At 31.8% G+C, this 15,036-nt stretch carries 15 protein-coding genes and 2 other annotated features; all 15 genes read left to right on the top strand.

All coding sequences use genetic code 11. From position 1 onward, the window contains the following. Positions 1 to 49: 49 nt before the first annotated feature. The 15 genes from ispD to thyX all read left to right on the top strand — a co-directional run bounded on the left by ispD (position 50) and on the right by thyX (position 15,025). Positions 50 to 760 (top strand): 2-C-methyl-D-erythritol 4-phosphate cytidylyltransferase, encoded by a 711-nt coding sequence (ispD, locus tag KQI88_RS17245; RefSeq protein WP_216419500.1) that lies wholly within the window; start codon positions 50 to 52, stop codon positions 758 to 760. A 1-nt stretch (position 761) separates the two neighbouring features. Next, complete coding sequence (gene ispF, locus KQI88_RS17240; RefSeq protein ID WP_216419498.1) at positions 762 to 1,241, top strand: 2-C-methyl-D-erythritol 2,4-cyclodiphosphate synthase; 480 nt, start codon at positions 762 to 764, stop codon at positions 1,239 to 1,241. Between the two features lie 9 nt (positions 1,242 to 1,250). Beyond that, on the top strand, positions 1,251 to 1,976 hold the full coding sequence (locus KQI88_RS17235; RefSeq protein WP_216419496.1) for an ABC transporter ATP-binding protein: 726 nt from the start codon (positions 1,251 to 1,253) through the stop codon (positions 1,974 to 1,976). Beyond that, entirely contained in the window at positions 1,969 to 3,165 is a 1,197-nt protein-coding gene (locus tag KQI88_RS17230) for an ABC transporter permease (protein ID WP_216419494.1), read from the top strand. Before KQI88_RS17235 ends, KQI88_RS17230 begins: the two co-directional genes overlap by 8 nt. Before the next feature lie 171 nt (positions 3,166 to 3,336). Continuing rightward, positions 3,337 to 3,549 (top strand) — a binding site (T-box leader). Between the two features lie 62 nt (positions 3,550 to 3,611). Further along, positions 3,612 to 5,054, top strand: coding sequence for a proline--tRNA ligase (proS, locus tag KQI88_RS17225; protein WP_216419492.1), 1,443 nt, complete (start codon positions 3,612 to 3,614; stop codon positions 5,052 to 5,054). A gap of 298 nt (positions 5,055 to 5,352) precedes the next feature. Beyond that, a complete protein-coding gene (locus KQI88_RS17220) occupies positions 5,353 to 6,141 on the top strand; it encodes a TraX family protein (protein WP_216419490.1) in 789 nt (262 codons plus the stop codon). A gap of 261 nt (positions 6,142 to 6,402) precedes the next feature. Continuing rightward, positions 6,403 to 7,113 (top strand): response regulator transcription factor, encoded by a 711-nt coding sequence (locus tag KQI88_RS17215; protein WP_216419488.1) that lies wholly within the window; start codon positions 6,403 to 6,405, stop codon positions 7,111 to 7,113. A 2-nt stretch (positions 7,114 to 7,115) separates the two neighbouring features. Next, the gene (locus KQI88_RS17210) at positions 7,116 to 8,534 is read left to right on the top strand and encodes a sensor histidine kinase (RefSeq protein WP_216419486.1); all 1,419 of its coding nucleotides are present in this window, start codon (positions 7,116 to 7,118) and stop codon (positions 8,532 to 8,534) included. A 105-nt stretch (positions 8,535 to 8,639) separates the two neighbouring features. Next, positions 8,640 to 9,512 carry a DUF1002 domain-containing protein gene (locus KQI88_RS17205; RefSeq protein WP_216419485.1) on the top strand — a complete coding sequence of 291 codons (873 nt, stop codon included), beginning with the start codon at positions 8,640 to 8,642 and terminating at the stop codon, positions 9,510 to 9,512. A gap of 76 nt (positions 9,513 to 9,588) precedes the next feature. After that, complete coding sequence (gene gltX / locus KQI88_RS17200) at positions 9,589 to 11,067, top strand: glutamate--tRNA ligase (protein ID WP_216419483.1); 1,479 nt, start codon at positions 9,589 to 9,591, stop codon at positions 11,065 to 11,067. 5 nt (positions 11,068 to 11,072) lie between these two features. Next, positions 11,073 to 11,292 (top strand) — a binding site (T-box leader). Between the two features lie 56 nt (positions 11,293 to 11,348). Then, positions 11,349 to 12,014, top strand: a complete 666-nt coding sequence (gene cysE, locus KQI88_RS17195; RefSeq protein WP_216419481.1) for a serine O-acetyltransferase — start codon at positions 11,349 to 11,351, stop codon at positions 12,012 to 12,014. Next, positions 12,014 to 13,408: a cysteine--tRNA ligase gene (cysS, locus tag KQI88_RS17190; protein ID WP_216419479.1), complete on the top strand. Its 1,395-nt coding sequence runs from the start codon at positions 12,014 to 12,016 to the stop codon at positions 13,406 to 13,408. Before cysE ends, cysS begins: the two co-directional genes overlap by 1 nt. Positions 13,409 to 13,426: 18 nt before the next feature. Beyond that, on the top strand, positions 13,427 to 13,867 hold the full coding sequence (locus KQI88_RS17185; RefSeq protein WP_216419477.1) for a Mini-ribonuclease 3: 441 nt from the start codon (positions 13,427 to 13,429) through the stop codon (positions 13,865 to 13,867). 2 nt (positions 13,868 to 13,869) lie between these two features. Further along, positions 13,870 to 14,247 carry a hypothetical protein gene (locus KQI88_RS17180; protein ID WP_216419476.1) on the top strand — a complete coding sequence of 126 codons (378 nt, stop codon included), beginning with the start codon at positions 13,870 to 13,872 and terminating at the stop codon, positions 14,245 to 14,247. Position 14,248: 1 nt separating this feature from the next. Beyond that, a complete protein-coding gene (gene thyX / locus KQI88_RS17175; RefSeq protein WP_408629731.1) occupies positions 14,249 to 15,025 on the top strand; it encodes an FAD-dependent thymidylate synthase in 777 nt (258 codons plus the stop codon). The last annotated feature ends 11 nt before the right edge of the window (positions 15,026 to 15,036 follow it).

Genomic DNA, 15,036 nt, shown 5'->3' with positions numbered 1-15,036 from the left:
TTAAAATTTAAGTGCGAATGGAAATAAAACAAAGTATATATAAAGGGAGATGGAAGAGATTTTAAAAACTAGTGCTATTATTGTAGCAGCAGGAAAAGGACGCCGTATGGGAAGAGAATATAATAAACAGTACATACTTTTAGGCAACAAACCAATAGTTGCTCATACTATAGAGGTTTTTGAAGATAGTAGTTTGATAGATGAAATAATTTTAGTTGTAGGCAAGGGTGAAGTTGATTTAGTTAAACAAATTATTATAGAAAAATATAATTTTAAAAAGGTTATTAGTATTGTAGAAGGAGGAGAGCGGCGTCAAGATTCTGTTTACAATGGACTGAGAGCTATAGATAATAATTGCAATATTGTATTGATTCACGATGGAGCTAGGCCTTTTATCACTAATAATATTATAGAAGAAGGTATAGAAGTAGCAAATAAAACTGGTGCTTGTATTGCTGCTGTGCCCGTAAAGGATACTATTAAAGTATCAAATGAAAGCATGGATGTAGTAAATACTCCCAATAGAGAAACTCTATGGGCTGTTCAAACGCCGCAGGCTTTTAAATATCAATTGGTAATGAATGCCTATGAAAAATTGCAAAATAGCAATATAGAGGCTACTGATGATGCTATGATTATTGAAAGACTAGGCTATACTGTAAAGATTATAAAGGGAAGCTATGAAAATATAAAAATTACAACACCAGAGGATTTAATATTAGGTGAAGGAATTTTAAAAAATAGAAAGGTTGAAGGATAAAATGAGGGTAGGAATAGGATATGATGTACATAAATTAGTAGAGGATAGAAAATTAATAATTGGGGGCGTGGATATTCCTTATGAAAAGGGACTATTGGGGCATTCTGATGCAGATGTACTGCTCCATGCTATTAAGGATGCTATATTGGGAGCGGCAGCCTTAGGAGATATAGGAAAACATTTTCCGGATACTGATGACAAATATAAAGGGGCAAATAGCCTAGATCTTTTACGATATGTTGCAATATTAATAGAAAGTAAAGGTTATGTAGTTAATAACTTAGATGCTACCATTATTGCACAAAAACCTAAAATGTCTCCTCATATTGAGGAAATGAGAAATAATATTGCACTAGCTTTAAATATTGAAGTAGATAGGGTAAACATTAAGGCTACAACTACAGAGGGACTAGGTTTTGTAGGTGTAGGAGACGGTATAGCTGCTAACTCGATAGCTAGTATTATAAAAAAATCGGAATAGGGTGATTGAATGATTGAAGTAAAAGGTCTTACAAAGTCTTTTAAAGATGTACACGCACTTAAAGGTATAAGCTTTAAGGTACCAAAGGGAGAGGTGCTAGGGCTTTTAGGTGAAAATGGTGCGGGTAAAACTACAACTTTACGTATTTTAGCAACTATGCTAAAACCTACTAAGGGTACTGCAATTTTAAGTGGTCATGATATCTTGAAAAATCAACAAGCTGTAAGAAGGGAAATTGGTATTTTATTCGGTGGTGAAAGCGGTTTATATGACAGACTTACTGCTAGAGAGAATATTGCTTACTATGCTGAATTAAATGACATATCTAAGGAAGAAATTAAGGAAAGAATAGACTATTTAACAAAGATACTAGATATGGAAGAGTATATAGACAGAAGGGTAGGTAAATTTTCTAAGGGTATGAAGCAAAAGGTAGCTATTGCACGTTCTATTGTGCATAATCCGCCTATTATGTTATTCGATGAACCTACTTCTGGATTAGATGTTACAGCTGCTAGAACTATACATAGTTTTATTGAAGAGTGTAGAAAGGAAGGTAAGACTGTAATATTTTCATCCCACTCTATGGTAGAGGTCGAAAAATTATGTGAGCGTGTAGCCATTATACATAAAGGTAATATAATAGAAGAGGGGTCAATAGAAGAGCTTAAAATAAAGTATAATAAAAATTTAGAAGACTTATTTGTAGAATTGGTAGGTGGAACAAATGAATAGTAAACATATAGGGCTTGTTTTTAAAAAAGAAGTTAAAGATATTTTTAGAGATAAACGAACCTGGATTGCAAGTGTGTTAATACCTATGTTAATTTTTCCACTCTTATTTTTCTTTATGAATATGGGCGTAAGTAAGATAGAGAAAAACTTACAAAATGATATTGTTGTTTTTATTGAAACAAATGAGCAAGAGGCAGATATTATCCAATATCTGAAAAGTGGAGTAGGACTTAAAGTAGTTGATGTTGATAATCCCTATGAAGCTTTACAAAAGGGAGATATTAAAGCGATAATACAAATAGGAGAAAATTTTCAGAGTAAAATAAATGAGAAAGTACCTGGAGATATTAAAATAATATTCGATGAGGTAAGTAATGAATCCAGCATGGCTACATCTATTGTAGAAGGAATTATTAATAAATATAATGAAGAGGTTAGACTTGAAAGACTAGCAGATATAGGCGTTGATCCAAAGATTCTTCAACCTACCATTATAAATAGAGAAGCCTATGTACCCGAGGGACAGGAATCTAAGGGAGATGCTACAGCTTTAATGATGATAACATTTTTGCTTCCATTTTTCTTAATGATGTATCCTGTGGTAGGTGGTATGCCAGCGGCAATAGATCTAGGAGCAGGAGAAAAAGAGAGGATGTCTTTAGAACCTTTATTGGCAAGTGGTGCTGATAGACTTTCTATACTAACTGGTAAATACTTAACTGTACTGTTAGCTTCTGTACTAGGGACAATTACTTCGTTAATTGGTGTTCTTGCAGCAGCTAAAATAGCTCCAAATGTAATGCCTTTAGAAGTTCGCATTTCTCCGCTGCCTATGTTAATTTTGGTAGTTACATCCTTACTTATAGCTATGATGTTAAGTGGGTTAATGCTTTCTATAAGCGTGTTTGCTAAATCTTACAAGGAAGCAGGTACTTACTTAAGTCCTGTTACAATTGTGCTAATGGTTCCTGCGTATTTAACTATGTTTATGGATATTCGTACCTTACCAAATAGCATGTTTTTCGTACCACTACTTAATGCTGTGTTGCTAATGAAGGAAGTATTGGTGGATATTATTAACCCACTTCATATTGCGACTACATTTGGTATTTCTATCCTATTGGTAGTGGCATCACTTCTATTTATGAAATACATGTTTAATAAAGAATCTGTTATTTTTAGATCTTAGTAGATAACAAAATCTTCCTTTAGGAGGTCTAAATTTTAATTTTGTTGAAATAGATTATGGAAATTATAACTTATTAACATTTTTTTAGTACATAATTTTCTATGTGTTAGAAAAATATTGACATTATATGAATAATTGGCTATTCTATTAAGAAGAATATAATAAAATAATTACAAATCTATGATAGGAAATAGTAAAAAGCGATGCTTTACAGAGAGAAAACCGTTGGTGGAAGGTTTTTAAGCTTTAGTTTTTGAACCCATCCTTGAGTGAAGGATTGAAAATAAGTAGGTCCTTTCGGTTCGTGCCGTTATACGATTAAGAGAACCTTTTTAGGTTAATTAGAGTGGTACCGCGGGTGAAATATAATCTCTCGTCTCTATTGTTGTATAGAGATGGGAGATTTTTGTTTTTGAAATGAATAATATTAGGAAGGAGATATAAGTATGTCAAAAAAAGATAAACAATTTGTTGAAGAAATTACCCCAATGGAGGTAGACTTTGCACAATGGTATACAGATGTAATTAAGAAAACAGACTTAGTTGATTACTCACCAGTTAAAGGCTTTATGGTTATTAAGCACTATGGTTACGCTATCTGGGAAAACATTCAAAAGTATATGGATAACAGATTTAAAGAAACAGGACATAAAAACTGTTATTTTCCGCTACTTATTCCAGAAAGTTTACTAAAGAAGGAAGCCGAGCACGTAGAAGGATTTGCTCCTGAAGTGGCATGGGTTACTCATGGGGGAGATGAAGAACTAGCAGAAAGACTTTGTGTTAGACCGACATCAGAAACTATTATTTGTGAAATGTATTCAAGATGGTTAAAGTCCTATAGAGATTTACCATTTTTATATAACCAATGGTGTTCAGTTGTTCGTTGGGAAAAGAGCACGAGACCATTCCTTAGAACATCAGAATTTTTATGGCAGGAAGGACATACTCTACACGAAACCTATGAAGACGCACAAGAAGAAACTTTGCAAATGTTAAATATTTATAAAGAAACTGCAGAAGAATTATTAGCCATGCCAGTTGTTGTGGGACAAAAGAGTGAGAAGGAAAAATTTGCTGGAGCATATGCTACTTATACAATGGAAGCTTTAATGCATGACGGTAAAGCACTTCAAGCCGGTACTTCACACAACTTAGGTCAACACTTTACAACAGCTTTTGATATTACTTACTCAGATAGAAATGGGGATCTTAAACATCCTTATCATACATCTTGGGGTGTTTCTACAAGGTTAATCGGTGGAATCATTATGGTTCATGGGGATAATAGGGGACTTGTATTACCTCCAGGGGTAGCTCCTGTTCAGGTTGTTATAGTTCCAATAGCATCCCACAAGGAAGGTGTGTTAGATAAAGCTAATGAACTATTTAGTCAGTTAAAAGGCAAGTTTAGAGTTGAGCTAGATGATCGTGATAATTACTCTCCAGGTTGGAAGTTTAATGAATGGGAAATGAAGGGTGTTCCAATAAGAATAGAAATCGGACCAAAAGATATCGAAAAAAATCAAGCCATGTTATTTAGAAGAGATGAATTAGAAAAAGAAGCTGTTTCTCTAGATAATCTAGAGGAAGCGGTAGATAATCTACTAAGAGATATTAATAACAACTTGCTATATAAAGCTAAAAAAATGAGGGATGAAAAAACCTATATAGTAAAAAGTTTTGATGAAATGAAGGAAGTTATGGATATAAAACCTGGCTTTGTTAAAGCCATGTGGTGTGGAGAAAGAGAATGTGAAGAACATATTAAAGCTGAAACTGGTGTTACTATAAGATGTATCCCATTTGAGCAGGAGGACTTAGGCCATACTTGTGCATTCTGTGGTAAAGAAGCAAAACATATGGTATATTTAGCTAAAGCATACTAATATATAACTTTCAATATGGAGAGATTAGAATTAGAAGATAAATACTATTATTATCAATTTGAAATTAGGTAAAACTTTTATCCGATAGCTAACAATTCTAAGACTCCATCTCAACTAAGTCTTTGCTTATCTGTATAAAAAGTTGCTCTTAAACTCATATTAGAGTTTAAGAGCAACTTTATTTTTTAGAATATGAACAAAACTCATAATAGTTAAGGTTTATTTAAGGTTAAAGTAATAAGGAGTTAAAATTGTCCTTTTATAATATGCTTAAAGATTAATTTACAGGAGGATAATTATGGATAAAAAAGGACTTACAGGATTTCAATTAAAAATGATAGGATTAATATTGATGGTATTTGATCATCTGTATAGCTTTTTAGATAATATGCCAATTCAATTTAAATGGATAGGAAGGATAGTAGCACCAATATTTATATTTATGACTGTGGAGGGGTATTATCATACAAGTAACAAAAAGAAATATATGCTTAGATTATTTATAGGTTCCTTTGTTATGAACTTAGGAAATTTAATAGTACCAAAATATTTTCCCTCAGCAAATAATATAGCACTAACAGCTAATATATTTAGCACATTATTTATGATTACTATATATTTATGTATAGTAGATTTTATAATTAGAGCTATAAAAGAGAAAAATATATTAAAAATTACTTTAGGAATAGCACTGTTTATTTTACCAGTAGCTTTAGGAATATTAATAATTATGAATATAGAAACTCTATTAAGTGTGCAGATTCTAGGACATTTAGTACTTTTTATTCCTAATCCTCTATTTATTGAAGGAGGCCCTCTGTTTTTACTTATAGGTATAGTAATGTATTTATTAAGGAAAAATAGAAAGAAACAATTGTTAATATATGCAATAATTTCTTTAGCAATTATGTTTACTGGCCAACTTAGTATACAAGGAATATTGTACGATAATTTTCAGTGGATGATGGTATTTGCAGCTCCGTTATTATATCTATACAACGGGCAAAAGGGTAGAGGAATGAAATATTTATTTTATATATTCTATCCAGTTCATATATATATACTTTATATAATTTCAACTTTATAGCTCTAATAAATAATAGAGTTGTAAATTTAGGGTTTATGTAATAAAAAATAAAAATATCCTTTTAAGTATATACTTAAAAGGATATTTTGTAATATAAAATGCAAGTTTAAACTAAGATTTATATTTGATTATGTAGATTTTTAGAATTATTATATAATTAGCTTTAGATTAAATATAGCTATTTAGGATAAACATTATAGTAGCCTAGGATAAATAATTTATATTTTATATTTAAGTTAAGCTTAAGAAAAGAGGTATAGTATGGAAAATATATTAAATAAAAAGATTTTAATAATAGATGACGAAAAAGATCTTTTGAAATTAATACATACTGTTTTAATAAAAGAGGGATTTACAAAGGTATATACAGCAGAGACTGGAAATGAAGGCTTAAGACTTTTCAATGAAATTTTGCCAGATTTAATTATATTAGATATAATGCTTCCAGACTCTGAAGGCTATGAAATATGCAGCACAATTAGAAGCACATCCAAAGTACCAATATTATTTTTATCGGCTAAATCTGAAGAGTTGGATAAAATATTGGGATTTGCCATTGGTGGAGATGATTATATCACTAAACCATTTAGTCCAAAAGAATTGGCATATAGGGTGAAGGCACATTTAAGAAGAAGCGAATATCAAATAGAGTCTTCAGATAATACTATATTAAAATTTGGTCCATTTATAATGGATACAAAAAAAGTTGAATTTTTAAAAAATAATAAGGTGATAGAGTTAAAGCCTAAAGAGTATAGAATTTTAGAGTATTTAGCTAAACATAAAAATCAGATTGTAAGTAAGGAACAATTGTGTGATGCAGTCTGGGGAGATGAATACATAGGCTACGATAATACTATAATGGTTCATATAAGGAAGATTAGGAAGAAAATTGAAGAGGATCCCTCTAATCCTAAATTTTTAGTTACTGTAAAGGGGTTGGGGTATAAGCTTGTACCAGAGGATAAATAGACATGAAATGGAAACTTACATCTAGCTTTATTATTAGTATAGTTTTGATAGTAACAATTGTTATTTTTATAAATTCAATAGTTATACTATTGTTTTTTATTTCTAGCTCTAATAATATGGATTTGTTTTTTTATAATATGCAAAATACAGATTATCTGAAACCAGAGGAATACGTTAGAGATTTTAATGAAAATATACAAATAAATAATGGACAAATCTTTATTACTGAAAATGGAAAAAAATCCTTAGATCAAAATAAAGCATGGATACAAATATTAGATAAGGATAGTACTGAAATTTATAGTTACAAAAAAGTGAAAACTGTTCCTACTAAATATACACCAATAGAGCTTATTCATAATTATAAATATGCAAACCCATCCTCTGTATTTGTGGGTGAAAAGGTAATAAACGGATATCAGTATAGTTATCTAGTAGGATTCCCATATCAAACAGTTGGAAAAAATGTAATTACATATAATAAACAGCAATTTAAAACTATTATTGGTAGCATTTTTGTTTTATTATTAGGAATAGATTTAATAATAGCCCTAATATTTGGATTATATTTTAGTGAAAAGCTAACAAAACCTGTCAAGGTTATTATTGAAGGTATACGCAATTTATATAATGGAGATTATAGGACTCATTATGAGGAACATGGTTTGTATAAGGAAGTATATTCTAATATGAATAATTTAGCTTTCATCCTACAAGAAAATAAAATAGAGAGAATGAATTTAGATCGTATGAGGGAAGAATGGTTTGCTAATATTTCTCACGATATAAAAACTCCTCTAGCTTCTATAAAAGGATATGCAGAACTATTGAATAGTGAATATGACTTTACTAATGAAGAAATTAAGGAATACTCTGAAATAATTGAACAAAAGTCCATATACATAAAAGAGTTAGTTGATGATTTTAATTTAAGTGCTAGATTAAAAAACAAAAACATAACCCTCAATCTAGAAAAATGTAATATTGTAAAAGTTATAAAGGGCGTAGTAATTGATATACTAAATATTCCTGAAAACAGTAACAGGAATATTGAATTTATAAGCGATATAAAAAATATAGACAAGAAAATAGATGTAATTTTATTTAAAAGAGCAATAAATAACATAATACACAATGCTATTGTTCATAATGATGAAAATGTAAATGTACAAGTAAAGATTGAAAATAAAAATAATCAAGCCCATATAACCATAAAAGATAATGGGAAAGGGATTAGCAATGAAGAACTAAAATATATATTTACTAGATATTATAGAGGAACTAATACTGGTAAAAAACATGAAGGCTCAGGATTAGGAATGGCTATAGCTAGAGATATAATAAAGGCCCATGGAGGAGATATTTTAGTAGAGAGTGAACTAGGTAAAGGAACTACTTTTAAGATTATAATTATCTGTTAAATCCTTAAGTTAATCATATATGTTGCTTTTGTATAAAATGTATAGTTTGTATAAAGTGTATAGTATGTGGTAGAATAACAAATAAAACTTAGTGAGGTGGAAAAAATGAAAAACAGCAGATTAATAAAGTATACAACTATAATGACAGTTTTTATTTTTATATTTAATATTTTTGCCTATGCAGATAGCAGTAGGGTTGTAACATTAGGAAAAGATTTAAATGAGGCTCAAAGAAAACAGATATTAGATCTTTTTAAGGTTTCTGAAAATGAAGCAACAATAATTGAAGTAAACAATCAAGAAGAAAGAGCATATTTAGAAGGCGTTGCTACGGAAGCACAGTTGGGTAAAATAACTATGTCATCAGCTTATGTTGAACTACTAGAAGCAGGATCTGGAATTGAAGTAGAAACTTATAATATATCATGGGTAACAAAAGAAATGTATCAAAGTGCATTAGTTACTGCTGGTGTAAAAGATGCTAAGGTTATTGCAGCAGCACCGTTTCCGGTTTCTGGTACGGGTGCTCTTACTGGAATATTAAAAGCATTTGAGCAAGCTACGGGAAAGAAAATCAGTGATGAACAGAAAAAAGTAGCTAACCAAGAAGTTATTCAAACTGGAAAATTAGGTGAAGAAATCGGGAAAGAAAAGGCTACTGAATTAATAAGGGTAGTAAAAGAAGAAGTTATCGAAAAAAGAGTAAAAAATCCAGAAGAAATAAAGAGAATTGTTTTAGATATAGCTGCACGTTTAGATATAAATTTGAATGCAAATCAAATTGAAGAAATTTCTAAGCTTATGGAGCGAATAAATAAATTAAATTTAAACACAGAAGAAATTAAAGAACAGCTTAAAGGGATTGGTAAAAAGATTGATCAAACTTTAAAGGATAACGAACAGGTAAAGTCTTTGCTTCAAAGGATTATAGACATGATAAAAAGTTTATTTAGTTCTTTGTTTAGTATGTTTAAATAAACTTAACCTTTTCTTGCTTGAAATTAAGGAATAGGTTATAATAATATGATATTAGAGGGTAAACTGGAGGGATATCATGTCTGTAAGAGTAAGATTTGCACCGAGTCCTACGGGATTCGTACATATAGGAAGTTTGAGAACCGCATTGTATAATTATTTATTTGCCAGAAAAAACAATGGTAAATATATTTTAAGAGTAGAAGATACAGATCAAAGTCGTTATGTTGAAGGAGCAATTGAAGGAATGCTTCGTTCTATGGAATGGGCAGGAGTTAACCATGATGAAGGTGTTATTCTAAATGGAGAACATTTAGGGCAAAGAGGAGAATTTGGGCCTTATATCCAGTCACAGCGATTAGATATCTATAAACAATATATTAAGATACTATTGGAAAATGGGTATGCTTATTATTGTTTCTGTTCTAAGGAAAGATTAGATGAGGTAAGAGAAAAACAAAAAGCTGAAGGCCTTACCGCTGGTTATGATGGTCATTGTCGTAATCTTTCTAAAGAAGAGGTAGAAGAAAAAATAAGGGCTGGGCATCCTCATGTTATTAGATTAAGACTACCTGAAAACAAAGATATTAAGTTTACTGATATAGTACGTGGTGAAGTAGTTATGAACACTGTAGATTTAGATGATCAAGTATTAATGAAATCTGACGGTTTTCCAACCTATCATTTTGCTGTAGTAGTTGATGATCATTTAATGGGAATTACACATGTAATTCGGGGAGAAGAGTGGTTACCATCTACACCAAAGCATGTTTATTTATATGAAGCATTTGGATGGGAAGCACCACAGTATGTACATTTACCTAATATCTTAAATGCAGATCGTAAAAAGCTTAGTAAACGTCAAGGAGATGTAGCTGTAGAGGACTTTTTAAATAAGGGATATTTACCAGAAGGTCTAGTAAATTATATTGCTTTAGTAGGTTGGAGTCCAGAAGATAACCAAGAAATTTTCTCTATGAAGGAGCTTGAGGAAAGCTTTTCCTTAGAAAGAGTTTCTAAAAGTGGTGGAGTTTTTGATGTTAATAAACTAAATTGGGTAAATGGACACTATATTAGAGAAAGTAGTGTAGAGCGTATTACGGATCTTGCTATACCTCATTTAATTGAAGTAGGTTATATTACTGAAGACGAGGCTAAAGAAAGATATGAATGGCTAAAGGACTTAGTAAGCGTACTTCAGGATAGAATATCCTATGTTGCAGAAATTAAGGATAAGTCAGATGTTTTCTTTAAGACGGAAATTGAGCTAAAGGATGATGAGTCTAAGGAGCTTATTAAGGTAGAACATTTGCCGCAGTTATTAGATGTGTTTCAAAGTAAAGTAGAAGAAGCAGAGGCTATAGATGAGGACTTTGGTAAAAAGGTATTTAAAGAAATACAAAAAGAAACTGGTATTAAAGGACCGAATCTATTTAAGCCAATTCGTGTAGTGCTAACTGGAGAGGTACATGGGCCAGATTTACCTCTAGTTATGAAAGTTTTAGGTAGCGAAAACATACTTAAGCGCATACAATATGTAAAGGAACATTTAATTTAATAAAGTTAAAGGCAAAGAACAGAAGAAGTAAGTCTATACTCCTTGCAAGAGATAAGCTGTCATTGGCTGAAAGCAGCTTTCGAGAAAAGATAGACCCAAATGCATCTGGGAGCTATAGCTTGAAATTTTTAGTAGGGCTAGTCGGGTGGTTCCGTTAAAAACTTAGAGTGGGATGCTTTTTATGATCCAACCAGAGTGGAACCGCGGAATAAAAACGCCTCTGAATTTTTCAGGGCGTTTTTTGTTTTTTGCAGATATATTTTATTGAAAGGGAGATATGTATGCTTAGGTTTGTTAGAACAATTAAAGATGATGTTGATGCGATATTTGAAAGAGACCCTGCGGCTAAAAGTCTTATAGAAGTATTGTTGTGTTATCCAGGTCTTCATGCTGTTATGCTTCATCGTATTTCTCATGGTCTATATAAAAGAGGACTTATAGTTCTTCCAAGGATTATTTCCAATATAGCACGGTTTTTTACTGGAATTGAAATACATCCTGGAGCTAAAATTGGAAGAAAGGTTTTTATTGATCATGGAATGGGGGTAGTAATAGGAGAAACATCTGAGGTTGGGGATAATGTAACAATTTACCAAGGATCAACCTTAGGCGGTACTGGAAAGGAAAAGGGTAAGAGACATCCTACTATAGGAAATAATGTGGTTATTTCTTCAGGGGCAAAGGTTTTAGGACCTTTTACAGTAGGAGATAACTCGAAAATTGGTGCAGGATCTGTTGTACTAAAGGAGGTACCTCCAAATTGTACGGTGGTTGGGGTGCCTGGAAGAATTGTAGTTAAAGACGATAAAAAAGTTAATAAGGAAGATATAAGTATAGACTTAGATCAAGTTAAACTGCCAGATCCGATTATGGAGGAATTGATTTATTTGAGGGATAAAGTTTTAGAACTTCAGAATAAAATTATTGAATTGGAGGAGAAAAAATAATGAAGTTTTACAATACATTGACTAGAAAAAAAGAAGAATTTATTCCGTTAATTGCTGGAAAGGTTAAAATGTATGCTTGCGGGCCTACTGTATATAACTACTTCCATATAGGGAATGCTAGAACATTTATGGTGTTTGATGCTCTAAGAAGATATTTAAAATATAGGGGATTTGATGTAACCTTTGTTCAAAACTTTACTGATGTTGATGATAAAATAATAAATAAGGCTAAGGAGGAAGGTGTATCTCCAGAGGAAATTAGCCAGCGATTTATTGATGCTTACTTTTACGATGCTGATACTCTAGGGATAGAGAAGGCCGATATTCATCCGAAGGTAACTGAAAATATGGTGGAAATTATTGAATTCGTTAAGGAACTAGTAGATAAAGGCTATGCTTATCAGTCTGGTGGTGATGTATATTTTGATGTATCGAAATATAAGGAATATGGAAAGCTTTCAAAACAGAGCTTAGAGGATTTACAGGCTGGAGCTAGGATAGAAATAAACGAACAAAAAAGAAATCCTTTAGATTTTGCACTTTGGAAGGAAGTAAAGCCAGGTGAGCCTAGTTGGGAAAGTCCTTGGGGATTAGGTAGACCTGGTTGGCATATAGAGTGCTCTGCTATGTCTAAAAAATATCTAGGAGAAACTATTGACATCCATGGAGGTGGTGGAGATTTAGTGTTTCCACACCATGAAAATGAAATTGCTCAAAGTGAAGCTTGCTCAGGGAGACCATTTGCAAAATATTGGCTACATGTAGGTTATTTAAATGTGGATAACAAAAAGATGTCTAAGTCATTAAATAATTTCTTTACTCCCCGTGAGATTGCTGAAGAATTTGACTTAGAAAACCTTAGATTTTTCATGCTTTCTGCTCATTACAGAAACCCTATTAACTTTAGTAGGGAGTTATTAGAGTCAGCTAAAAATGGCTTAGATAGATTATATACTGGAAAAAATAATTTAGAATATCTATTAAATAATTCGGAGGACTTATCTCCAGTTGCCGAGGAGATAAAATGGACTCAAAGTTTAGTTTCGTATAAAGAACGTTTCAATGAAGTAATGGATGACGATTTTAATACCGCTGATGGTATTGCGGTTATATTTGATTTAATAAGAGATATAAATACTAATATATCTGAAAAGACTGCAAAAACAGTATTACAAGAAGCTTATGATCTATTTATGGAATTAACAGGAGTACTAGGATTATTAAACAAAGAAGGGGAAGTTTTAGAAGAAGAAATAGAAAGACTTATAGAACAAAGACAGAATGCTAGAAAAGAAAAAAACTTTGCTCTTTCTGATAAAATTAGAGATGATTTAAAGAAAAAAGGAATTGTATTAGAAGATACTCCACAAGGAGTTAAATGGAGACGGATATAGGAGTGAAAAAATTATAATATGGATGAATTTTTGAATAATATACAGGAAAATAGGAAAATAAAAACTGAGTCAGAAGTTAGGATGATGGCTCCATTAGTACTTGCATATGTGGGGGATGCCATATTTGAAGTGTTTATTCGTAATTATTTAGTGAAGGAAATGAATGCATCCGTGCATCAATATCATAAAAGGGCTACCCGTTATGTACGGGCTAAGTCTCAGGCTGAAGTTGTACATGCTCTTGAGACGGAACTAACGGAGGCAGAGTGGACAATAGTGAAAAGAGGGAGAAATCAAAAATCAGCAACTGTACCTAAAAATGCAAATTTAGCTGACTATAGATATGCCACAGGATTTGAAGCATTACTAGGATATTTATTCTATATAGGAGAGTACAGTAGATTATCTCTATTAATGAATAGGGCTGTAGAGATTATTAATAATGGAATGGATGTGTAAATATGGACAAGCGTTCTAAAACTATGATTATAGTTACGATCTTTCTTTTATTTCTTCTTATAATTAAGTCTACTGTAATTGATCCTGTAGGAGAGTTAGTAGGAGATTCAGAAAAATATAGACTATATGCACTTCAAACTTCTCCATTAAGTGGAGGGCTTTTAGAAAGAACAGGACTACTTACCTATAGGGTTGTTAAGGTTAAGCAAGATAGTATAGAGGGTAATACGGAAGTGTTACTAAAGATTGAAAATAGCGATGAATGGACTAGTGATATTTTAGAAGGGCAATACAGCGGAAAAGTACGTGCATATTTATTTTACTTTATTCCGGTTAAAGATATAAATTTTAGAGGGGGATTTGTAAAAGATGAAAAGTAAGATGAAGGTTAGTTTAATTACCTATACACCTGAGCCAGAAAAGTTAGTTGCTGGAGCTGCTAAACTCTGTTATTCCCATAGTGGAATAGATGAGTTAATGAGTAATTTGGAGCAAGGTAATATTGAAAAATTTATTGCTATGCTCGCGATTATGGGACATGAATCCCCTTTTGAGCATATTAACTTTACATTTGGTATAGAAGGAGTATCTAGAAGTCTAACACACCAGTTAGTTCGGCACCGTATTGGATCTAGCTATTCTCAAAAAAGTCAGAGATATGTTAAAGAAGGCAGTTTTGAATATGTAGTTCCTCCTCATATTGCGGATATACCTGAGGCAAAGGAAATGTATATTAAGACTATGGATGATATTCAAATAGCCTATGATAGTTTAACAAGTATTTTGTTTGAAAGACATTATAAGTATTATTTAAATAGAGGAAAATCAGAGAAGGCTGCAAAAAGTGCGGCTGAGAAGCAAGCCATTGAAGATGCGAGATATGTTTTACCTAATAGCTGTGAAACTAAAATAGTAGTAACGATGAATGCCAGGGCTCTATTTAATTTCTTTAAAAAGAGATGCTGCAATCGTGCTCAGTGGGAAATTAGAGAACTTGCTATAGAAATGTTAAAACTTGTACTACAAGTTGCTCCTAATATATTTAAAATTGCAGGACCGGGCTGTTTAACTGGAAAATGTCCAGAAGGAAATATGAGCTGTGGGGAGAGTGTAGCGGTTAAGGACAGGTTTAGAAACCTATCTATTAGGGAAATATAGGGTAGTGTATA

Source organism: Alkaliphilus flagellatus, from assembly GCF_018919215.1.
Lineage (GTDB): Bacteria > Bacillota > Clostridia > Peptostreptococcales > Natronincolaceae > Alkaliphilus_B > Alkaliphilus_B flagellatus.
Note: the sequence above shows the minus strand (reverse complement) of the source record. Positions and strands in the feature narration are given on the sequence as shown.

Bases quoted from the DNA above. Each gene is read 5' to 3' on its own strand.
- KQI88_RS17215 (WP_216419488.1), top strand. From the start codon at position 6,403: ATGGAAAATATATTAAATAAAAAGATTTTAATAATAGATGACGAAAAA.
- ispD (WP_216419500.1), top strand. From the start codon at position 50: ATGGAAGAGATTTTAAAAACTAGTGCTATTATTGTAGCAGCAGGAAAA.
- proS (WP_216419492.1), top strand. From the start codon at position 3,612: ATGTCAAAAAAAGATAAACAATTTGTTGAAGAAATTACCCCAATGGAG.
- thyX (WP_408629731.1), top strand. From the start codon at position 14,249: ATGAAGGTTAGTTTAATTACCTATACACCTGAGCCAGAAAAGTTAGTT.
- cysE (WP_216419481.1), top strand. From the start codon at position 11,349: ATGCTTAGGTTTGTTAGAACAATTAAAGATGATGTTGATGCGATATTT.
- cysS (WP_216419479.1), top strand. From the start codon at position 12,014: ATGAAGTTTTACAATACATTGACTAGAAAAAAAGAAGAATTTATTCCG.
- KQI88_RS17220 (WP_216419490.1), top strand. From the start codon at position 5,353: ATGGATAAAAAAGGACTTACAGGATTTCAATTAAAAATGATAGGATTA.
- gltX (WP_216419483.1), top strand. From the start codon at position 9,589: ATGTCTGTAAGAGTAAGATTTGCACCGAGTCCTACGGGATTCGTACAT.
- KQI88_RS17185 (WP_216419477.1), top strand. From the start codon at position 13,427: ATGGATGAATTTTTGAATAATATACAGGAAAATAGGAAAATAAAAACT.
- KQI88_RS17205 (WP_216419485.1), top strand. From the start codon at position 8,640: ATGAAAAACAGCAGATTAATAAAGTATACAACTATAATGACAGTTTTT.
- KQI88_RS17235 (WP_216419496.1), top strand. From the start codon at position 1,251: ATGATTGAAGTAAAAGGTCTTACAAAGTCTTTTAAAGATGTACACGCA.
- KQI88_RS17230 (WP_216419494.1), top strand. From the start codon at position 1,969: ATGAATAGTAAACATATAGGGCTTGTTTTTAAAAAAGAAGTTAAAGAT.
- KQI88_RS17180 (WP_216419476.1), top strand. From the start codon at position 13,870: ATGGACAAGCGTTCTAAAACTATGATTATAGTTACGATCTTTCTTTTA.
- KQI88_RS17210 (WP_216419486.1), top strand. From the start codon at position 7,116: ATGAAATGGAAACTTACATCTAGCTTTATTATTAGTATAGTTTTGATA.
- ispF (WP_216419498.1), top strand. From the start codon at position 762: ATGAGGGTAGGAATAGGATATGATGTACATAAATTAGTAGAGGATAGA.